Source organism: Streptomyces phaeofaciens, from assembly GCF_014648915.1.
Classification (GTDB): Bacteria; Actinomycetota; Actinomycetes; order Streptomycetales; family Streptomycetaceae; genus Streptomyces; species Streptomyces phaeofaciens.
Map to the genome: position 1 here is coordinate 361,259 of NZ_BMSA01000001.1, position 20,629 is coordinate 381,887.

18 protein-coding genes are annotated in these 20,629 nt (G+C 72.6%); 10 read left to right on the plus strand and 8 right to left on the minus strand.

Going from position 1 to position 20,629, the window contains the following annotated elements; all coding sequences use genetic code 11:
* Window positions 1–3 precede the first annotated feature (3 nt).
* From IE275_RS01600 to IE275_RS01610, 3 genes are all read right to left on the minus strand, one after another.
* On the minus strand, window positions 4–1,404 hold the full coding sequence (locus tag IE275_RS01600; protein WP_189706622.1) for a S1 family peptidase: 1,401 nt from the start codon (window positions 1,402–1,404) through the stop codon (window positions 4–6).
* A gap of 137 nt (window positions 1,405–1,541) precedes the next feature.
* Complete coding sequence (locus IE275_RS01605) at window positions 1,542–2,369, minus strand: SAM-dependent methyltransferase (RefSeq protein WP_189706623.1); 828 nt, start codon at window positions 2,367–2,369, stop codon at window positions 1,542–1,544.
* A 63-nt stretch (window positions 2,370–2,432) separates the two neighbouring features.
* Window positions 2,433–3,467: a hypothetical protein gene (locus tag IE275_RS01610; RefSeq protein ID WP_189706625.1), complete on the minus strand. Its 1,035-nt coding sequence runs from the start codon at window positions 3,465–3,467 to the stop codon at window positions 2,433–2,435.
* A gap of 25 nt (window positions 3,468–3,492) precedes the next feature.
* On the opposite strand from IE275_RS01610, the gene IE275_RS01615 reads away from it, so the two are divergent.
* Window positions 3,493–4,710, plus strand: a complete 1,218-nt coding sequence (locus IE275_RS01615) for a MalY/PatB family protein (protein ID WP_189706627.1) — start codon at window positions 3,493–3,495, stop codon at window positions 4,708–4,710.
* A gap of 9 nt (window positions 4,711–4,719) precedes the next feature.
* On the plus strand, window positions 4,720–5,100 hold the full coding sequence (locus IE275_RS01620; RefSeq protein WP_189706629.1) for a PPOX class F420-dependent oxidoreductase: 381 nt from the start codon (window positions 4,720–4,722) through the stop codon (window positions 5,098–5,100).
* A gap of 54 nt (window positions 5,101–5,154) precedes the next feature.
* On the opposite strand, the gene IE275_RS01625 is transcribed toward IE275_RS01620, so the two are convergent.
* The 5 genes from IE275_RS01625 to IE275_RS01645 form a co-directional block, all read right to left on the minus strand.
* Window positions 5,155–7,923 carry an alpha/beta hydrolase family protein gene (locus IE275_RS01625; protein WP_189706631.1) on the minus strand — a complete coding sequence of 923 codons (2,769 nt, stop codon included), beginning with the start codon at window positions 7,921–7,923 and terminating at the stop codon, window positions 5,155–5,157.
* Between the two features lie 228 nt (window positions 7,924–8,151).
* A complete protein-coding gene (locus tag IE275_RS01630; RefSeq protein WP_189706633.1) occupies window positions 8,152–8,565 on the minus strand; it encodes a Zn-ribbon domain-containing OB-fold protein in 414 nt (137 codons plus the stop codon).
* 175 nt (window positions 8,566–8,740) lie between these two features.
* Window positions 8,741–9,451, minus strand: coding sequence for a TetR family transcriptional regulator (locus IE275_RS01635; RefSeq protein WP_189707348.1), 711 nt, complete (start codon window positions 9,449–9,451; stop codon window positions 8,741–8,743).
* A 112-nt stretch (window positions 9,452–9,563) separates the two neighbouring features.
* On the minus strand, window positions 9,564–10,811 hold the full coding sequence (locus IE275_RS01640; protein WP_189707350.1) for a cytochrome P450: 1,248 nt from the start codon (window positions 10,809–10,811) through the stop codon (window positions 9,564–9,566).
* A 132-nt stretch (window positions 10,812–10,943) separates the two neighbouring features.
* Window positions 10,944–12,266: a glutamine synthetase family protein gene (locus IE275_RS01645; RefSeq protein WP_189707352.1), complete on the minus strand. Its 1,323-nt coding sequence runs from the start codon at window positions 12,264–12,266 to the stop codon at window positions 10,944–10,946.
* A gap of 450 nt (window positions 12,267–12,716) precedes the next feature.
* On the opposite strand from IE275_RS01645, the gene IE275_RS01650 reads away from it, so the two are divergent.
* The 8 genes from IE275_RS01650 (at window position 12,717) to IE275_RS01685 (ending at window position 20,538) form a co-directional block, all read left to right on the plus strand.
* Entirely contained in the window at window positions 12,717–12,905 is a 189-nt protein-coding gene (locus IE275_RS01650) for a ferredoxin (RefSeq protein ID WP_189706635.1), read from the plus strand.
* A 5-nt stretch (window positions 12,906–12,910) separates the two neighbouring features.
* Window positions 12,911–14,119, plus strand: coding sequence for an NAD(P)/FAD-dependent oxidoreductase (locus IE275_RS01655; protein WP_189706637.1), 1,209 nt, complete (start codon window positions 12,911–12,913; stop codon window positions 14,117–14,119).
* A gap of 10 nt (window positions 14,120–14,129) precedes the next feature.
* The gene (locus IE275_RS01660) at window positions 14,130–14,930 is read left to right on the plus strand and encodes an acetoacetate decarboxylase family protein (RefSeq protein ID WP_189706639.1); all 801 of its coding nucleotides are present in this window, start codon (window positions 14,130–14,132) and stop codon (window positions 14,928–14,930) included.
* Between the two features lie 34 nt (window positions 14,931–14,964).
* The gene (locus tag IE275_RS01665; RefSeq protein ID WP_189706641.1) at window positions 14,965–16,428 is read left to right on the plus strand and encodes an aldehyde dehydrogenase; all 1,464 of its coding nucleotides are present in this window, start codon (window positions 14,965–14,967) and stop codon (window positions 16,426–16,428) included.
* A complete protein-coding gene (locus tag IE275_RS01670; protein WP_189706643.1) occupies window positions 16,421–17,356 on the plus strand; it encodes a 3,4-dihydroxyphenylacetate 2,3-dioxygenase in 936 nt (311 codons plus the stop codon). The genes IE275_RS01665 and IE275_RS01670 overlap by 8 nt, the downstream gene beginning before the upstream one ends.
* A gap of 11 nt (window positions 17,357–17,367) precedes the next feature.
* Window positions 17,368–18,216, plus strand: a complete 849-nt coding sequence (locus tag IE275_RS01675) for a fumarylacetoacetate hydrolase family protein (protein ID WP_189706646.1) — start codon at window positions 17,368–17,370, stop codon at window positions 18,214–18,216.
* Between the two features lie 52 nt (window positions 18,217–18,268).
* A complete protein-coding gene (locus IE275_RS01680; protein ID WP_189706648.1) occupies window positions 18,269–18,895 on the plus strand; it encodes a TetR/AcrR family transcriptional regulator in 627 nt (208 codons plus the stop codon).
* A gap of 197 nt (window positions 18,896–19,092) precedes the next feature.
* Window positions 19,093–20,538 carry an APC family permease gene (locus IE275_RS01685; protein WP_189706650.1) on the plus strand — a complete coding sequence of 482 codons (1,446 nt, stop codon included), beginning with the start codon at window positions 19,093–19,095 and terminating at the stop codon, window positions 20,536–20,538.
* Window positions 20,539–20,629: the final 91 nt, after the last annotated feature.

Here is a 20,629-nt window from a genome sequence, read left to right on the forward strand (position 1 = left end):
GGCTCATCCCCAGGTCGCCGAGTAGTAGTCCCGGTACGCCTTGCGGTCCTGCTCCGCCCGGATGTACCGGGTCGCGACCAGGGCGACCATGCTGCCGGCGATGACCAGCAGACCGGGGCCGATGTTCCGGGGGTCGGTGAGCCGGGACGCCAGGGTCGCGCCACCGCCGCCGGTCACGGGAGTGGTCGAGCCCGGCGAGGTGGTACCCGGGGCGCTCGCGGCCTGGGTGGGCGAGAGGGACGGCTCGGGGGCGCCGGAGGCCGCGGCCCCACCGCCCTGCCCGGCGTTGTCCGACGGCGCGGCCACGATCAGCTGCACGTTGAGCTGCGCCAGCGCGCGCGTCACCGGCTGGAAGAACGTCGTCCCGCCCGTCGTGCAGTCGCCGCTGCCGCCCGAGGTGATGCCCAGGGCGATGCCCTCGGAGAACATCGGGCCGCCGCTGTCGCCCGGTTCGGCGCACACGTTCGTCTCGATGAGCCCGCTGACCGTGCCCTCCGGGTAGTTGACCGTCGCGTCCAGTCCGGTGACCTCGCCGTCACGCAGTCCGCTGGTGCTGCCGCTGCGGAACACCCGCTGGCCGACGGCCGCGTCACCGGTGCCCGTGATGCGCACCCCGTTGCCGCCGCCGACGGCCACGATGTCGGCCCCGTCGCCGGCCTCGCCGTCGGCGTACTGGACGAGGGAGAAGTCACTGACCGGGAAGGTGGAGACGACCGTGGTGCCCACCTCCTGCTTGCCCTGGTTGTCGGCGAACCACGTCGACTCGTTGGGCCCGCAGTGTCCGGCGGTGAGGATGAAGTCGCTCGTCCCGTTGGTCACGTTGAAGCCGGCCGAGCAGCGCCCTGCGGTCGACAGGATCGGCAGCGCCCCGTTGAGACGGGTGGTGAACGTGCCCTCGGTGCGCTCCATCCGGACGAAGCTGCCGATGCCCGCCGCGGTCCGGGTCATCCCCGACCAGTCGGAGGCCGACACCGTGCTGTCGCCCTGCACGACGACCTGGTTGGTCTTGTAGTCCAGCACCCACGCCGTTCCCGGCACCTTCGGGGCGGATTTCAGTGTCTTCGTGGCGGTCCTCAACTCGTTCATGCTGTGCCCGACGACCTTCGCCGTCACGCCCGCCTCACGCACGGCGGCGGCCGTCTCCTCGTCGGTGACCGCGACGACCGGCTTCCCGTCGTCACCGATCCAGGTCCCGGCCGTGCGCGCGGTGCCGAGCTTCTCGACCAGGGCCGCCCCGGGGTTCGTCACCACCGCGTCGTCGGAGTCCGCACGTGTCGTCGCCCCCGCGGCGGGTGGTTCGCTCGCCATGGCGGCCTGCGTGACCATGACCCCTCCGAGGAGGAGTCCGCCGACGGCCGCCAGCCGTGTCACTCGCCTGACGATCCGTCGTCGTACATGCCTCATGTCATGGCTCCCGAACCCCGAACGCACGGCTCAACGCCGCAGGGCCCTCCGGTCGTCGAGTGCCCTCATCTCCATACGTGCCGGGACCCCGACGCGTTCAGTCCGGATGCGATCCCCTCGCCGCCCCCGCGGCCGGCTCAGCGCTTGCGCGCCACCGCGCCGAACATCGCGACCTCATCGGGCTCTTGGCCGGCCGGCGCCGGGCGCCAGCGCGAGCACGACACTACGCCGGGATCCAGCAGGTCCAGGCCGTCGAAGAAGCGGGCGACGTCCCCGGGAGCGCGCTGGGTCAGCTTCGGTGTGCCGTGCTCGTTCCAGAACCGCACGGCCTCGTCGACGTCCGGCATCGCCGGGCTGGTCACGGTGTGCGACAGCACCAGATGACTGCCCGACGGCAACCGCTCCATCAGCCGGCGCACCAGAGCGTAGGGGTCCTCGTCCTCGCCGATGAAGATGACCACGCCGAGCAGCATCAACGCCACCGGCTCGTCGAGGTCCAGCGTCTTCGCCGCGTGTTCGAGGATCGAGTCCACGTTGCGCAGATCCTCGTCGAGGTAGTCGGTACGGCCCTGCGGCGTGCTGCTGAGCAGGGCACGGGCGTGTGCCAGCACCAGCGGGTCGTTGTCGACGTACACGATCCGGGCGTCCGGGGCGAACCGCTGCGCCACCTCGTGCGTGTTGTCCGCGGTCGGCAGCCCGGTGCCGATGTCGAGGAACTGGCGTAACCCGGCCTCGGTCACCAGGTGTTCCACGGCGCGGCCCAGGAAGAGCCGGTCGGCGCGGGCGTACTCGCCGATGCCCGGGTGCAGTTGCCGGATCCGGTCGCCGGTCGCGCGGTCGACCTCGTAGTTGTCCTTGCCGCCCAGCCAGTAGTTCCAGATACGGGCGGTGTGCGGCTGGGTGGTGTCGATACGGCGGTTCGGATCCTGTGCGGCCGCGCGGACGGCCTGCGGGGTCTCGGTCACGGGTCGGCTCCTGAGGAAGGGGCGGAGGAAGGGGGCGGCCGGGAGGCTCGCTCAACGAGCAATCTAGAACGCCGAGTTGACCTCTGTGGAGCATCCCGCAGGGCCGGTGCCGACGTTGTCCGGTTCCGCCACCGCGCCGAGCCGAGCCCGGCTGCCCTCGTCGCCCCAGACGGCCGACTCGCCGGTGTACGGGCGCAGCAGCGCGGTCAGCGCCGGGTCGCCGCGGCCGTTCAGCTCGTCCGAGGCGAACCGGCGCGCGATCCCGGCGAGGAAGTCGGCGAGCTGCACCCGCGCGTCGGACCCCGCCACGACCAGCCGCAGCCCGGTGAGCCCGATGCCCCGCCGCCGTGCCGTGTCCTCGATCCAGGCGATCCGCTCCGGGGTGAGCATGTTCTGCCGGTCGTGCGCCAGCCGGACCGGACGTCCGCCGCCGCTCCAGTGCGCGGCCGTGCGCAGAATCGACGACGGCAAAGGATTGAGAACCGGAATGAGCGGAGCCCGGCCACCCAGGATGGCCGCCCGGTAGGAATGCGCCCGCTCCCGGCCCTGCGTGAATCGCTCCAGAAGGTCCGCCGCCGGCGTCCCGGAATACGCCCGCCGCAGCCTGTCGATGTGGTGGAAGAACGCCTCGACCGGTTCCCCCGCCGCCTCGTCGACGCGTATCCACAGCAGCCGGTTGGCCGCCGTGAGGAATTCCCGCCATTCCTCCGCCGAGAACGTCGCCCGTCTGCTGCGGTAGAGGGAAAGTGCCGTTCCCGGATCGTCGAGCAGCAGGTCGGCGGTCCGGTCCACCAAGAAGAACGCCTTCTCGACCAGATGCACATGAGCCTGCCCGTACAGCGGTCCGGACACGGAGAGCAGCCATTCCAGGACCGCCCGGTGTTTCTCCCGCAACAGATGGTTCGCCTTGTATTCCTCGGCGGGAGAACGGATCCGGTCGCGAATCTCCCGGATGTGCCCGGCCGCGGATTCCATCGGCAGCACCACACTGGCGTGCGCGAACACATCCGTGTTCCCGCGGGTGAGATTCTCGCCGTCCGATCCGGACTCGTCGCAGGCCGCTTCCACGGATGTCCCGTTCACGTGATCCCAGGTCACGCATCAGCCCCCTATCTTGTGCCCCATGACCAGGATCCCGCACGAGACGTCCGGTGAACCGAATCCGTTGCACGCCCTCACCCTCGACCGCCTCCGATGTCGTACGAGCATGAAATGGCGCACCTACCCGGACGACGTCCTTCCGCTGTGGGTCGCGGAGATGGACGTGCCGCTCGCCGAGCCCGTCGTCCGCGCGGTCACCGACGCGCTCGCGCTCGGCGACACCGGTTACCCGGCCGGAACCGGCTACGCGGAGGCACTGGCCGGGTTCGCCGCCAAGCGGTGGGGCCGGCACGGGATCGCGGTCGAGCGGACCGCGATCGTGCCCGATGTGATGCTGGGCGTCGTCGAGATGCTCAAGCTGGTGACCGGACCCGGGGACCCGGTGATCGTCAACCCGCCTGTGTACCCGCCGTTCTTCCCGTTCGTCACCCACCTGGACCGCCGGATCGCCGAGGCGCCGCTGGACACCGACGGGCGGCTCGACCTCGACGTGCTGGAGCGGGCCTACCGGCGTGCCGTCGCGGGCGGCGGACGCGCCGCGCATCTGCTGTGCAGCCCGCACAACCCGACCGGGACCGTGCACACCGCCGAGGAACTGTCGGCGGTCGCCGCGCTCGCGGAGCGGTACGGCGTCCGGGTCGTCGTCGACGAGATCCATGCCCCGCTCACCGCGGCCGGCGTTGACTTCGTGCCGTACCTGAGCGTGCCCGGCGCGGAGAACGGCCTGTCCCTGATGTCGGCGTCGAAGGCCTGGAACCTGGCCGGGCTCAAGGCCGCCCTGGCCGTCGCGGGCCCCGGGGCGGCCGCCGATCTGGCCCTGCTGCCGGAGGAGGTCTCGCACGGCCCGAGCCATGTCGGCGTCCTCGCCCACGCCGCCGCACTGCGCGACGGCACCGCCTGGCTGGACGCCCTGCTGGCCGGCCTCGACGCCAACCGCCGGCTGCTCGCCGACCTGCTGGCCGCGTCACTGCCCGAGGTCCGGTACCGGCCGGGCGGGGCCACGTATCTGGCCTGGCTGGACTGCCGTTCCCTCGGGCTCGGCGACGATCCGGCCGAGGTCTTCCTGGAGCGGGGGCGGGTGGCGCTCAGCTCGGGCCCGCTGTTCGGCACCGGCGGAGCCGGGCACGTACGGCTGAATCTGGCCACCTCGCCGGAGATCCTCACCGAGGGCGTGCGCAGGATGGCGGCCGCCCTGGACCGGCCGCCCCACGAGCCGGGTCCCCGCCCGGCCGCTGCCTAGACTGCGGACATGGATGAGAAGTCGCTCGACCGGCTGGCGGCAGGCAAGTACCTGCTGATCACGAGCTATCGGAAGAACGGAACGGGAGTCGCGACGCCCGTCTGGGTGGTGCGCGACGGGGACGCGCTCGGTGCCTGGTCGGCCGCCGACTCCTGGAAGGTGAAGCGGATCAGGGCCCGCGGGGACGTCCTCGTCGGACCCTGCGACGTCCGCGGCAACCCGACCGGCGAGCAGATCCCGGCCACCGCCGAGATCTGCGACGCGCAGACCACCGCCCGCTACCGCACGCTGATCGCCCGCAAGTACGGTCTCGTCGGCCGGCTCACCCTGCTGGGCAGCCGGATGCGCCGGGGCCTGGACGGGACCATCGGGATCCGCGTCACGCTGTGAGGACGCACAGGGGGCGTGGACCGGTCGGCCCACGCCCCCCTCGTGCCGTACGGACTACGGCGCGTCCACGACCGTCCCCGTCAGTACCGGGTGGTCCGGCAGCGGATCGCCGCTGTCGTCGGTGAGCGCGAGCCGCGTCGACTCGGCCGGCTCGGTCACCCGGTCCTTCACCGTCGGCACGGTGAAGTCGACGGTCGTGGCCCCGGCCGGGATGCTCATCCACACCCACAGGCTCGCCTCGGACAGCGGGCGCTCCGGGTCGGGCGAGACACCGGAGAGGTCCGCGAGCCACTGCGGATCCACGTCCTTGGTGGACAGCTCCGCGCCCTCGGCGGCCGGGAAGACCCTGACCGGCTGTGAGATCTCCACGTCGGCGGGCTCGGAGAGGGAGATCCGCCAGGTCAGCGACTCGCCCTCGGTCACCTTGTCGGCGACCGGCGTCAGGGCGACCTTCGGTGCCGGGTCGTCCTCCTCCGCCGTGACCCCGCCCTGGGCGGAGCCGACGACCGCGCCGCGCACGGCCTTCACCAGCAGGTCCTGCTGCTTGCCGTAGCCGAAGCGGGTGTCGCCCTTCACCTCGACCGGTACGTCGATCGGGGAGACGCCGGGCCGTACCCGGACCACTTTCTCCTTCGCCGTGCCGGTCTCCGGGTCGACGACGTAGAAGCGGACCGTGCCGCTGCCGTGCCCGGACACCGTGACCGGGACGTGGTAGGTGCGGGTGCCGGAGTCGCCCTCCTTGACCGTGAGCCGGCCGATGTCGACGCGCGGCAGCGTCGCGGCCCGCACCGCCGGGGTACCGGGGGACCAGCCCCAGGCGTCCATGAACCAGGCCCGCCCGGCCCCCGAACGCGGGGTCAGCTCAAGGGACTTCACGTGCCCGAGGTCGAGCCCGGCGCGGGTGGCGGCGGTCAGCGGGACGCGCAGCTCGCGGGCCCAGTAGGAGGCGGTGCGCTCCGAACCGGGCAGCCCGTCGGCCTCGACCCGGCCCAGCTTCGCGCGGCGGCCGGCGGAGTCGGTGACCGTCACGTCCAGCCCGGTGCCGGTGGTGTTCGGCGGCACGAACACGCGCAGTGCCAGGCTCTTGGCGCCGGACAGGGAGACGGGCGCGGTGGAAGTGATCTTCGTGGGGGTGCCGGGCGCGGACCACTGCATGGCGACCGCGCTGACGCCGGTGTCCCGCTCCAGGGCCCACCACCCGAAGTGCGGTGACCTTCCGCCGCTCTCGGTGTTCAGGCAGGCCTTCGCCGGGTCGGGGTCCGACCAGCACACCCGGCCGCCGGTCACCTTCACACCGCCGTCCGGCAGGAAGCCGCCCGTGCGGCGGGCGCCGACGGCGTGCGTCAGGACCCGGGCCGGGTCGGCGGAGCGGGCGCGCCTGCCGGTCCCGTCGAGCAGCGGGCGGACCCGGTCGTCACTGGCGACGAACAGCCGGGCCGCCGCGGCTATGTAGGTGGCGCCGGCCCTGTGCTGCTGATCGGCGGTCAGCCGGGTGGGGGCGCTCGTCGAGCACACCGGGTCCGGCCGGCTCTCGTCGTCCTCCCAGAAGTCGTCGAAGGAGGGGGCCACCGCCTTGCCGGGCGTCCACTCGGTGTTGAAGAAGTTGTGATTGGCGCCGACCACGTACACCGCGCTGTGCAGGGCGGTGCCCCGGCTGACACCGCGGGTGCCGTCGACGAACACCTCGCCCTCGAGGTCGGAGACGTCACCGTCGCAGCCCGGCAGGATCGCCGCGGACGGTACGTCGGCGACCGGATTGTGGCCGAAGATCGTCGGTCCGACGAGGACGGTGCCGCGGATCTTCCAGCGGACCGGTCCCCGGTAGCCGTCCTGCGCCGCGGGCGGCGGGTAGAGGCTGTCCAGGGCGGCGCGGTTGACGCCCTCGCCGCCGCGCGAGTGGCCCACGAGCAGGACCCGGGAGAGATCGGCCCTCGGCGCGTCGTGCACGACCGCCGGGGCCGTGGCCGGGTTCGCCGACCAGCCGGCCCACTGCGCGAGGTGCCGGCGCACCAGCGAGGAACGGGCCTGCGCGCCGCCGTCCTCGGCGGCCCAGTCCTGGCCGTTGATGCCGTTCGCGGAGATGGAGACCGTGACATAGCCCTGCGAGGCGAGGAGCTTCTGGTCCTGGAGGTAGCCGCGGTAGCTGGGGATCGACTTCATGTCGGCCGGGCAGGGCCAGTCGCCGGTGGCGTCGTCGGCGCCCGGCTTGTAGCAGGTGGTGTGCCGGCCGTGCAGGAACAGCGCGAGCGGCCGCTTGCCGGTGGCGCCCTCGGGCGCGACGACGACGGCCTGCATCTCGACCGGTGCGGGGAAGCCGGGCAGCTTCACCGGGTCGAGGTCGTACTCGCCGGTGACCGTGCGGTACGCGCCCGGCCTGCCGGGGTCCACGGGGTTCGCCGGGGGCCGGCCGGAAAGCGGGGCCGCGGTCAGCGCGTTCCGCGGTGCGCGGCCGGAGTCGACGGCGGGCGCGTCCAGCCGGCGTCCGCCCGCGAGGACCTGGAGGTCCGTCAGCGGTGCGGTCCGGTCCAGGGCGAGCCGGAACGTGCGACCGTCCGTGCCGGGCTCCGGCACACCGAGCAGCCGTCCCGCCGCGTGGAACTCGACCCGGGCGTCCCCCATGGGCACGGGGGTGTCCGACCGCCAGACCAGCTCACGCGCGGTGCCGTCGCCCGCCAGGCGCCAGCCCGGTGGCAGCCCGCTGTCGGAATCCGCCGCCGATACCGCTGCCGCGGGCGGCTGTTGGGCCTGAGCCGCTCCCGGTAATCCCACCAGTGCCGCGAGCACGGCCACGGCGGTGACACCTGTTCGCCGGGCATGGGTCAAGGGTCCCCTCCTCACGCTTGGAGCGCGGGGGTCCCGTCCGTACCGGGAGCCCCTCACTCCCCGGAGGAAGCGAAACGGCGGCTGTGGGTTGCCTGTGCCCGGGGACTCTGCCCGTTCGGGACAAGATTCCGGTCACCCGGGACGGCACCGCCGAACCGGGAGCGGAGTTCACCCCCGGCCCCTGGCCCACGGCTCTCCCGGTCTACGTGCCGGAGTGCCGATGCGCCGTCAGCGCCACGCCCGGTACGGCTCGTCGACCAGCTGGAAGACAGGCTCGCCCCGTACCGGGTCCTTGACCGTGGACAACCGGACGCGGTCGCCGCTGTGGATGCCGATGAGCGGGCCCATGACCCGGCCGCGCACCACGAACCCCTCGGCCATCTCGACCAGGGACACATTGCGCGCGGAGGGGGTGTTGCGGTGCACCACCGTGGCGTGCCGGACCGTGCCGGTGCCCTCGCTGCGCTCGGTGCGCAGATCGCTTCCCTGGCACACCGGACAGAGCAGCCGCTGGTACATGGCGGTGCCGCACCAGGTGCAGCGCTGGAAGACGATGGCGTCCGAGTCCGGGCCCTGGCGGTCGAGGACGCCCGCCAGGGAGCCGGCTGCCTGCACAACAGTGCTTCCTGAGTGGTGGTACACGCTGGTCAACTCCCTGCGCCGGGCCGGAATGCCACGTGCGCGGCTCACCCGTGCACGCACGTGCCCGGTTCGCCGTGCCACCGTGCACGCGCTCAGCGTATGGCACTCAGTGCCACGCGTAAAGGCACCGGGTACCCCTAAAAACTGGCGTGGGCTCAGATGTGCGGGTGCCCGCTCAGTCCTGCGCCAGGGTCGTCTCGATCTCCTGCACCACCCGCCACAGGGGCGCCCCCCGCCGGGCGACGACCACGACGACGTCCTCCGGCCGCTCGCCGATCGGCGCCGGTGCCGGCGCCGGCGGTTGCGCCGGCAGGGGCTGCGGGGCCGCCGGGGCCGAGTCGAACGCCGACCGCACATACCCGAGCGCGTGGTCCACCGCCACGCCCGCGTCGCCCTGCCCGTCGGACCGCAGCCAGGAGCGCAGGGCGTTGTTGTGCGCGGCGACCACGGCGGCGGCGATCACGTCGGCCCGGAGGTCGCCGTCGGGCCGGTCGGCGAAGCGGCCGCGCAGATACGCGGCGAGCGCCCGCTCGTAGCGCCACACCACCGACAGTTCGTACGCCCGCAGGCCCGGCACCTTCTTGGTGAGCCGGTAGCGCTGCACGGAGAAGGAGGGGTTCTCGGCGTACATCAGCAGCACGAGCCGGGCGGCGTCACAGACGCGCCGCACCGGCTCGTGGTCCTTCTCGCTCGCCGCCAGGAACGCGGTCATGTCGGCCAGGCACCGCTCGTGGTCGGGGAAGACCACGTCCTCCTTGGAGGGGAAGTAGCGGAAGAAGGAGCGCCGGCCGACGCCCGCGAGCGCCACGATGTCGTCGACCGTGGTCTGTTCGTATCCCCGCTCCAGGAACAGCTGGAAGGCCGCCGCGACCAGGGCGTCCCGCATCGGCGGTTTCGCGGCCTCGGGTCTGCTGCTGGAGCTGTTCATGGCAGCGAACGTAGCACGCACATGGCACTCAGTTCCCTGAGAGGGGAACTGAGTGCCCCCCGTGTCGGGCTCAGGCCAGGGTGACCTCGACGGGCAGCTTCTTGATGCCGTTGACGAAGTTGGAACGCACCCGCGGCACGTCCCCGACCAGGCGGATGTCCGCCAGCCGGGGGATCAGCTCCTCGAACATGATCCGGATCTCGGTACGGGCCAGCAGGTTGCCCAGGCACAGGTGCGGGCTGCCCTTGCCGAAGGTCACGTGGTCGTTGTGCTGCCGGGTGACGTCGAAGTCGTACGGGTTGCCGAAGACCTCCTCGTCGCGGTTGCCGGAGGCGTACCACATGACGACCTTGTCGCCCTCCCTGATCCGCTTGCCGCCCAGCTCCACGTCCCGGGTCGCGGTCCGGCGGAAGTGGTAGACGGGGGAGGCCCAGCGCAGGAACTCCTCCACCGCCGTCGGGATCAGGGTCGGGTCGTCCCTCAGCCGGGCGAGCTGCTCGGGGTGCTGGAGGAGGGCCAGCATGGAGTGGGTGATGGTGTGCCGGGTGGTCTCGTTGCCGGCCACCACCAGGAGCAGGAAGTAGTTGTCGAAGTCCTGCGCGGTGAGCGGCACCCCGTCGCGCGGGACGGTGTTGACGAGTGTCGACACCAGATCCGTGCCCGTGCCGCCGCGCCGCTTTCGGGCCAGGTCGCGGCCGTACTCGAAGACCTCCAGCGAGGCGGGGGAGCGGAAGGGCAGATCGCGGTACCGCTCGCTCTCCGCGCTGTGCAGCAGGACGTCGGCGTAGTCGGGGTCGGTGTTGCCGATGATCCGGTTGCCCCAGTCGATGAGCCGCTGGTTGTCCTCCGGCGGCACGTCCAGGAGCCGGGCCAGCACGTTGATGGGGAAGTCGGCGGAGACGTCGGCGACGAAGTCGAACCGTCCCTTGGCCAGTGCCGCGTCCAGGGTCTTGGCGGTCAGGCCGCGCAGGAAGTCGGTGTAGCTGTTGATGACACCGGCGCCGAACTGCCGCTGGATGACGCTGCGCAGGGCGCGGTGGCGGACGCCGTCCAGCTCCAGGATGGAGGCGCGCTTCTTGATCTGGTCGTCGTCGACCTCCTCCAGGTTGACGAACCGGGTGGAGGTGAAGGTCTCGGCGTCGCGGTCCACGCGGGCGATGTCGGCGTGCCGGGTCACCGCCCAGAAACCGGAGTTGGGCGCCTCCTCGGGCTGCCAGTGCACCGGGTCCTCGTGGCGCAGGGTGTGGAACATCCGCCAGGGGGTGACCCCGTCGGTGAAGCGGTCGAGGTCGGCGAGGTCGACGTCCGCGAGCGCCATCGGTTCGTTCGCCGCGGCGGCCTCGCCCACCGCGGGGGTCTCGGGTACGGCGGAGGTCTCGGGTGCGGCGGAGTTCACGGCGGGGTCGAGGATCTCGGTCATCGGGGGCTCCCGGGCATCAGGGGGAAACGGTCACAGGTGGTAGGCGTACTCGGTGAACTCCCAGTCGGTGACGTGCCGCCCGAAGCGTTCGAGCTCGTCCCGCTTGTAGGTCACGTAGGAGGTGATGAAGTCCTTGCCGAGCAGCTCGGCCAGGTCGGTGTCCGCCTCCAGGGCGTCCAGCGCGGCGGACAGGCCGGTCGGCAGGAGGGACGCCTTCGTGGTGTCGTAGCCGTAGCCCTCCAGCGGGGCCGGCGGTTCCTCGCCGGCCAGTACGCCGAGCAGGGCCGCGGCGGCGGTCGCGGCGATCGCCAGGTAGGGGTTGGCGCTCGCGTCCGCCAGCCGCAGTTCCAGCCGGGCGCCGGAGCCCCGCTCGGGCGGGATGCGGACCATGGCGCTGCGGTTGTCCAGCCCCCAGTCGATCAGCCAGGGGGCGAGGGTGTCCGGGCCGAAGCGTTTGTACGAGTTCACGGTCGGGTTGAGCAGCGCGGCGAGCGCCGGGGCGTGGGCGAGGACGCCGGCCACGGCGTGCCGGGCGGTCGCCGACAGGCCGTACGCGCCGCGGGGGTCGTCGAAGGCGTTGTGGACGCCCCGGTCGTCGGTGGTCTCGCACGACAGGTGCAGATGGAAGCCGGAGCCGCCCGCGTCGTTGAACGGCTTCGCCATGAAGGTGGCGAGCCGGCCCTCCTGCCGGGCCAGTTCCTTGATCGCGGACTTGAAGCGGAACGCCCGGTCGGCGGCCGGCAGCGCCGCGGAGTGCAGCAGGTTGATCTCGAACTGCCCGCCGTCGAACTCGTGGTTCCCGCTGAGCACGCCGATGTCAAGCCCGCGGACCTGCCGCAGGGTGCGCAGGAGGTGGTTGTCGGGGTCGGCGCGCAGCCCGGCGGTGTAGACGACGCCGGGGACCGCGCCGTAGCGGCGCCAGCCGCCGGCCGGGTCGGGCTCGCACAGGAAGTACTCCAGCTCCGGGCCGACGACCGGCCGCAGCCCGTGGTCGGCGCACCGGTCGAGGACGGACCGGAGCAGGTCGCGCGGCGACTCGGGGGCCGGTGCCCCGGTGGCCGGGTCGACGACCTCCGCGAGACAGGTGGCGACCCCGGGCTCCCAGGGCAGGGCGGCCAGCGTGCTCAGGTCCGGGCGGACGCAGATGTCGGGCAGGCCCGCGTCGAGGCCGCCGGCCACCGGCACCACGTCGCCCTGCGGGCTGGTGTGGTAGACGGCCCGGCAGAAGGCGAGCCCGTGCTCCACGGCCCGGGGGAGCTCCTCGAGCAGCACGTCACGGGCCCGCTCGGTGCCGATGAGGTCGGGGTACGTCACCCGGACGACGTCGATGCCGTCGGCGGCGAGTTGCTCCATGTGGCGGCGGACCTCTGCCGGGTCCTGCGCGGGGTTCTTGCCGGGATCTTGAGCGCTCACCGTTGTCTCCTCGGGGGACGGCGGGGCACCTCCGGGGCCGCCGGGGAGGGCGGCCGGGGAGGCGGGTGGCGTGAAGGTGTGAGAACGGCGGTGAGGCGGCCGGTGGGTCCGGGAGGGACGCGGCCGGGGCCGTTGTTTGACGCCAAACGGTAGGCAGGGGCAGTCCGGTCCGCAAGGGGTCCGGACCAATAATTTATCCATGTGGATAGCTATTGACCAGGGTCCGGTGCGTGCCTACGTTGTTTGAAGCCAAACGAGTTGGGTGTGCGGCCGCCGCGACACGGTCGCCGCACACCTTTGGCAGGGGCCCGGCCCTTTGCGGCCGGGCCCCGTTCCCCGCCCTTCTCCCTCATCCGCCCCTTCGCTCGCGTTCCCCCAGGAGGACCGGCCATGAAGGTCGTCGTCGACATGAACAAGTGCCAGGACCACGGCCAGTGCGTCTTCGCCGCCCCCGACGTCTTCTCGATGGACGACGCCGGCCGGCTGCTGTACGTCGCCGACCCCGACGACGCCCTGCGCGACGACGTCGAGGAAGCCGCCGACGTCTGCCCGCTCCAGGCCATCCGGATCGAGGACTGACCCCCATGACCGGACGCATCCTCGTGGCCGGCGCCTCCATGGCCGGTCTGCGCGCCGCCGAACAACTGCGCGCGGCGGGCTGGACCGGGGCGCTCACCCTCGTCGGGGACGAACCCCACATGCCCTACAACCGGCCACCCCTGTCCAAGGAGGTACTCGCCGGCCAGGCCCCCTTCGACTCGCTCGCCTTCCGGCCCCGCGCCAGTGTCCACGACGCGCAGTGGCTGCTCGGCCGCACGGCGGTCGCCGCCCGGCTCGCCGAACGCACCGTCGTCCTCGACGACGGCTCGGTCCTCGCCTACGACGGACTCGTCGTCGCCACCGGCATGCGTCCCCGCCGCCTGACCTGCCCCGGACCGCGGGCCGGCCGGCACACCGTCCGCACCCTCGACGACGCCCGGGGCCTGCGCGAGGCGCTCACCCGGCCCGGCGCCCGGGTGGTCGTGGTGGGCGCCGGCTTCATCGGCTGCGAGGTCGCCGCGACCGCCGTCGGACTCGGCGCCGGCGAGGTCACCGTCGTCGACCCGCTGCCGCTGCCCATGATCGGCCCCCTCGGCGAGCTCCTCGGCCGTGCGCTGCTGCGCCGCCACGAGGAACGCGGCGTGCGCTTCGCCCTCGGCACCGGGGTCGCCGGATTCACCGGCGAGGACCGGGTCACCGGCGTCGAGCTGTCCGACGGCCGGGTCCTGCGCGCCGACGTGGTCGTCGAGTCGGTCGGCTCCGTCGCCAACACCGAATGGCTCGACGGCAACGGCCTCGACCTCACCGACGGCGTCCGCACGGACGAGCTGCTCCGCGCCGGCGGGCGCCCCGAGGTCGTCGCGGTCGGCGACGTGGCCCGCTTCCCCAACGCCCGCTACGACGGCGTACCCCGCCGGGTCGAACACTGGTCGATCCCCGGTGACACCGCCAAACACGCGGCGCGGGCGCTCGTCGCCCATCTCCACGGAACGCGGGACGAACCGGCGCCGTTCGCGCCGCTGCCCACCTTCTGGAGCGACCAGCACGACTTCCGCCTGCAGTCCTTCGGCGCGCCGGCGCTCGGCAGGGACGACGTCCGGGTCCTGGACGGCGACCCCGACGGCGACGTCCTGGTCGGCTACCACACCGGCGACCGTCTGGTGGGTGTCGTCGCGCTCGGCGGTCAGGCGGCCGTCATGGGCGCCGCCCGCTACCGCAACCAGCTGCTGAAGCAGCCGGCCCTCACCGCGTAAGGAACCCGCCATGCCCCGTGGTTACTTCCACCCCAAGACGGCGAGCGGTGCCTCGTCGCTGATCCCGTCCCCTCCGTGGCGCTACTCGGGCGACCTGCTCACCGTCGAGTACCGCACCGACCCGGCCCGGGTGCGTGAACTGCTGCCCGAGCCCCTGCAACTGGCCGACGAAGACCCCGGCGCGGTGGCGCTGATCTGGGCCGACTGGCAGTCCTGCTCGGCGTCGGGGGACGAACTGCTCGACCCCGTGCTCTCCCAGTACAAGGAGGCCTTCGCGGTCGTCCGCTGCCAGTACCGGGGGCGGACGTACTCCCGCTGTGTGTACATCTGGGTCGACAAGGACTTCGCCATCGCCCGGGGCCTGCACCAGGGCTACCCGAAGAAGCTCGGCTCGATCCACCAGACCCGGCCGCACCCCTATGGTCCCGCCCCGCGCATCGAGGCGGGCGCCCGCTTCGGCGCGACGCTGGCCGCCGCCGACCGCCGGCTGGCCCAGGCCGTGGTCACCCTCCGGGAGCCGTCCGAGACCAACGGCTTCGTCAACGCCCACCCCATGGCCCACCACCGGTGGCTGCCGTCGATCGAGAAGGGCAAGGGCCTGGCGCTCGACGAGCTGATCGAGACCGGCGCCGCGTCCTTCGAGGCCGGCCGGGCGTGGGCCGGCGACGCCGAGCTGGAGCTGTTCGAGGCCCCCACCGAGGAACTGGCCCGCCTGGAGATCCGCGAGCCCATCGCCGCGTACCACCGGCAGGTCGGCGTCGTCTGGGACGGCGGCCGGCTGCTGGAGTCCGGTACGTCCGGCGCCGAGTGACGCCCGCACCGCTGAAAGGACTTGGAGACCGGACATGACCGACCACCTCACCACCGTCGCCGGGGTCGCCGTCGACACCCGGCACTGGATCGGCGGCCGACGCGTCGCATCCACCGACACCTTCACCGACGTCTCGCCGATCGACGGCAGCACCCTCGGTGAGATCTCCCGGGGCACCGGGACGGAGGCGGCGCAGGCGGTGGCCGCCGCGAAGGCCGCGTTTCCCGCCTGGGCCGCCACCTCCCGCGCCGAACGCGCCCGCATCCTGCACGCCATCGCCGACGGCGTCGAGAAGCGGCTCGAAGACCTCGCCGTCGTCGAGACCCACGACAACGGCGCGCTCCTGCGGTCCCATCGCCGGGGCGTGATGCCCCGCGTGGCGCACAACTTCCGGTTCTTCGCCGACCGGCTGCTGACGCTGGACCACGAGGACTTCGAGACGCGCGGCCACACCAACCGGGTCGGCTGGGACCCGGCGGGCCCCTGCGTGCTGATCACCCCGTGGAACGCGCCGCTGATGCTGGCCACCTGGAAAGTCGCCCCCGCCCTCGCCGCCGGCAACACGGTGGTGCTCAAGCCCGCCGAGTGGTCCCCGCTGACCGCCTCCCTGCTGGCCGACATCGCGGCCGCGGCCGGGCTGCCCGCCGGGGTGCTGAACGTCGTCCAGGGGTACGGTGCGGAGATCGGGGACGCCCTCACCTCGCACCCGGACGTGCGCCGGATCAGCTTCACCGGCTCCGTGCCGACGGCGAAGCGGATCGCGGCGTCGGCGGCCGCGAATCTGACCCCGCTCAGCCTGGAACTCGGCGGCAAGTCACCGCTGCTGGTCTTCGCGGACGCCGACCTCGATCTCGCCGTCGACCTGGCCGTGGAGCAGTACGACAACGCCGGGCAGGTGTGCCTCGCCGCCACCCGCCTCCTCGTCGAGGAGCCGATCGCCGAGGAGTTCACCCGCCGGTTCGTCGAGAAGGCCTCCGGACTGCGCCAGGGCGACCCGCGGGACGAGGCCACGGACATCGGGCCCACCATCCACCCCCGCCAGCTGGAGAAGATCGACGGCTTCGTGCGGCGGGCGATCGCGGCCGGTGCCCGCGCGGTCGTCGGCGGCCACCGCGAGGGCGACCGGTACTACGCGCCGACCCTGCTCACCGAGGTCGCCCAGGACTCGGAGATCGTGCAGGAGGAGGTCTTCGGGCCGGTCCTCACCCTCCAGACCTTCACCACCGAGGAGGAGGCCGTCCGGCTCGCCGACGACACCCGCTTCGGACTCGCCGCCACCCTCGCCACCGGCGACCGCGAGCGCGCCGAACGGGTCACCGCCCGGCTCGTCGCGGGGACCGTCTGGGTCAACTGCTTCTTCGTCCGCGACCTGCGGGCACCCTTCGGCGGCTCCCGCCACTCCGGTGTCGGCCGCGAGGGCGGGACCTGGAGCTTCGACTTCTACTGCGACCTGAAGAACACCGTCACCGCGCCGAAGGGATGGAAGGACCATGGGTGAGATCGTCGGGGCGGGCCTGCTCGCCCACGTCCCCACCATCGTGCTGCCCGAGGAGACACGCCGGGAGCTGAACGAGGGCAAGGAGATCACCCTCGTCACCGGCCTGCGCCAGCTGCGCGAGGAGGTCTTCGCGCGCGGTGCCGCCAACGAGTACGACACCGTCGTCGTCCTCGACTCCCACTGGGCGACCACCGTCGAGTTCGTCGTGGCCGCCCAGCACCGCCGGGCCGGTCTGTTCACCTCCGAGGAACTGCCCCGCGGCATGTGCCGGATGCCGTACGACTTCCCCGGCGACCCCGAACTCGCGCACAACGTGGCGCGGTTCGCCGACAAGCACGGCACCTGGATCACCGCGATCGAGGACGACTTCCTGCCGATCTACTACGCGACGGTCAACCTCTGGAAGTTCCTCGGCGAGGGGCTGCCCGACAAGCGGTGGGTGACCATCGGGGTCTGCCAGACCGGCGACATGGAGGACCATCTGCGCCTCGGGCGCGCCCTCGCGGACGGCATCGCCGCCACCCCCGGACGGCGGGTGCTGCTGATCGCCTCGGGCGCCCTGTCGCACAGCTTCTGGCCGCTGCGCGAGATCCGCGACCACGAGTCCAGCGACCCGGCGCACATCCGCACCCCCGAGGCCCGCGAGGCCGACCTGGAGCGGATCTCCTGGTTCAAGGAGGGCCGTCACGACAAGGTCCTCGACACGATGGACGCGTTCTGGAAGCACAAGCCCGAGGCGAAGTTCTTCCACTACCTGATGATGGCGGGCGCCCTCGGCGAACAGGCCTGCACCGCGCGGGCCCGCCAGTACGGGGAGTACGAGAACTCCGTCGGCACCGGCCAGGTCCACCTCTGGTTCGACCGGCCCGCCGACGGCTGGACCGGCGCCGGCCTGCCCGCACCCCACCACCCCCACCGCCGCTTCTAGGAAGGCCCGCCATGCCCGAAATCCGCCGCATCCTCCTCGACGGCGCGGTCGTCGAGACCGTCCGGGACGGCGAGGAACTCGTCGCCGGGGACGGCCGTCGCGTGAAGATCGAGGACGCGCACCACCTGCCGCCCGTGGTGCCCTCCAAGGTGATCGCGGTCCACCTCAACCACCGCAGCAGGGTGGACGAGTTCCGGATCGGTCTCCCGGACACCCCGACCTACTTCCACAAGCCGACCTCGTCCCTCAACTCCCACCGGGGCGCCGTCGTGCGGCCCGAGGGCTGCAAGTGGCTCAACTACGAGGGCGAGGTGGCCATCGTCATCGGCCGGACCGCGCGGAACATCTCCCCGGCCGAGGCGGGGGACCACATCGCCGGCTACACCGTCGCCAACGACTACGGCCTGCACGACTTCCGGGACACCGACGCCGGCTCCATGCTCCGCGTCAAGGGCTCCGACACCCTCTGCCCGCTCGGCCCCGGCCTGGTCACCGACTGGGACTTCCACGGCAAGCGGCTGCGGACGTACGTCAACGGGGAGGTCGTGCAGGACGGCTCCACCGACGAGATGACCTGGGACATGCACTACCTCGTCGCCGACATCGCCCGCACCATCACCCTGTACCCGGGCGACGTGCTGCTCTCCGGCACCCCGGCCAACTCCCGGCCCGTACGGCCCGGCGACGTCGTCGAGGTCGAGGTGGAGGGACTGGGCCGGCTCACCAACCACATCGTGACCGGCCCGACGGCGATCCGCGCGGACGTCGGCGCCCAGCCCACCGAGTCCGAGGAGGTGCTGTCCACCGCGCTCGGCGGCGACTGGGAGTTCCGTGGCGTCCGCCCGCCCCGCCGGGACTGACCTGGGACGGCGCCCCGCAGCGGTCCGGCCGGCGGCGGGTAGGGTCGCGGCCATGAGCGAACCCGCCGAGACCCCGCCGGCCCCGCGCCCCCGCGCCCGCAAGCGGCTGGGGTACGGGGAGGGCCGCGAGGCGCTGCTCCGGGCCGCCGTACGGGTGGTGGCGCGGCGCGGGCTGCGTCACCTCACCTACCGGGCCGTGGCGGAGGAGGCCGGGGTCACCCACGGCCTCGTCGTCCACCACTTCGGCTCCCGGGACGCGCTGATCGAGGAGTCGCTCGCATACGCGGTGCGCACCAGCCTCAGCAGCAGTCTCCTGGAGTCCGGCACCGGCCGGCCCGAGGACTTCGTGGCGGGCCTCGCGGACATGGTGGAGGACGACCCCGACGGCCAGGCCTACCAGTACGAACTGCTGCTGGAGGCGCGCCGCAGGCCCGAGCTGCTGGCGCAGGTGCGTGAGCTGTACGACGAGTACTTCGGCGCCGCCCAGCGGGAGCTGAACCGGATCCTGCCCCAGGGCGCGAGCCCGGCCTTCAACCGGCTCGTCTTCGCCGCGCTGGACGGGCTGGTCCTGCACCAGCTGACCGGCATCGGCGACCGCGCGGACACCGAGGCCGCCCTCGCCGAGCTGCACACCCTCCTGCGGGACCTGGGCGGACGCCCGCCCGGGGAGCGCGACTGAGCGTGCCCGATCCGCAGCCCCCCGTCGCGCCCGCGGCGGGGGGTTCTCCGTGACGCCCCGGGCCGGCGCCGTCCACGGTTTCCCGGGCGTAAATTCCCCGCCCCACCCCCTTGCCAGATGGATAGTTCCAGCCCACCATGAGGCAACTCGTTTGGCTCTAAACGAAAACCCTCCCTTCCCCTCAGCAGGTGATCCGAGTGGACAGTCAGACGGTCGGCACAGCTCCTCAGACCGGAGAGGCCCCCCGCTCCGCGGCGACCCTCAAACGCAACGCCCTGGGTGTCCTGGGCATCCTCTTCTTCGTCCTGTCCGCCCAGGCGCCGCTCACCGGCATCGCGGGCGCCGTCCCGATCGCGGTCGCCGTGGGCAACGGCCCCGGCGCCCCCGCCGCCTACGCCGTCGCCGGCGCGGTGATCCTGCTGTTCTCGGTGGGATTCGTGGCCATGGGCCGCCACGTCGTGAACGCGGGCGCCTTCTACACCTACATCGGCAAAGGCCTCGGCCGCACCACCGGCAGCGGCAGCGCCGCCGTCGCGCTCTTCGCCTACTGCACGGTCCAGGCCGCGATGTACGGCCTGTACGGCTTCACCGTCGCCGGCCTGGTCGAGCACTACGCCGGCGTCCACATCGCCTGGTGGGTGTGGTCCCTGGGCACCATGGTCGTCGTCCAGGTCCTCGGTGCCGCGGGCATCGAGCTGGGCGCCAAGGTGCTCGCGGTGTTCGTCCTCGCCGAGTTCAGCATCCTGCTCGTCTTCGCCCTGGTCACCCTGGTCAAGGGCGGCGGCCCCGAGGGCCTCGGCTTCACCCACACCTTCTCCCCGGGCGCCGTCCTCCAGGGCGCGCCGGGCGTGGCCCTGATGTTCGCCGTGGCGTCGATGTTCGGCTTCGAGGCCACCGCCATCTACGGCGAGGAGGCCCGCGACCCGCACCGGACCGTCCCACGCGCCACCTATCTCTCGGTCGCGGTCGTCACCGGCTTCTTCGCCTTCACCTCCTGGATGCTGATCTCCGCGTACGGCCCCTCGAAGGCCACCGCGGCGGCCGGTGAGGCGCTGGCCGGCGGGGACTCCACCGTCTTCGTCTTCGCACCGATCGCGGACCAGTTCGGCGGCTGGGTGAACGACGTGCTGCCGGTCCTGCTCGCCACCTCGCTCTTCGCCGGCATCCTCGCCTTCCACAACTCCGCCAACCGCTATCTGTTCTCCCTCAGCCGTGAGGGCCTGCTGCCCGCCCGGCTGCGCGCGGTCAACGACCACCACGCGCCCTGGGCGGCCGGGCTCGTCCAGACCGCGATCGCCGCCGTGCTGGTCGTGCCGTTCGCCCTGGCGGGCAAGGATCCGGTGCTCACCCTCTTCTCCTGGTTCAGCGGCGTCGGCGTCCTCGCCTGCATGCTGCTGTACTTCCTGACCTCGGTCTCCGTGATCGTCTTCTTCCGGCGCGAGCGCCTCGACACCCGGGCGTGGAACACCCTGGTCGCCCCCGCCCTGGGCGCCCTCGGCATCGCCGCCGTGATCTGGGTGGTCCTCGCCAACTTCACCACCCTGATCGGCGGCGACAGCACCACGGCCGTCTGTCTCGTGCTGGCCGTTCCGGCGGTCCTGCTGCTGGGCGCCGCGACCGCCCGCCTGGTCCGCGCCCGCTGAGAGCTCGTGTCACCTTCCCGGTCGCCCGGCCGGGGAGGTGACACCCGCTCCGACGCACCCCCGGCGGGGGCCCGCTCGCCGGCGGGCCCCC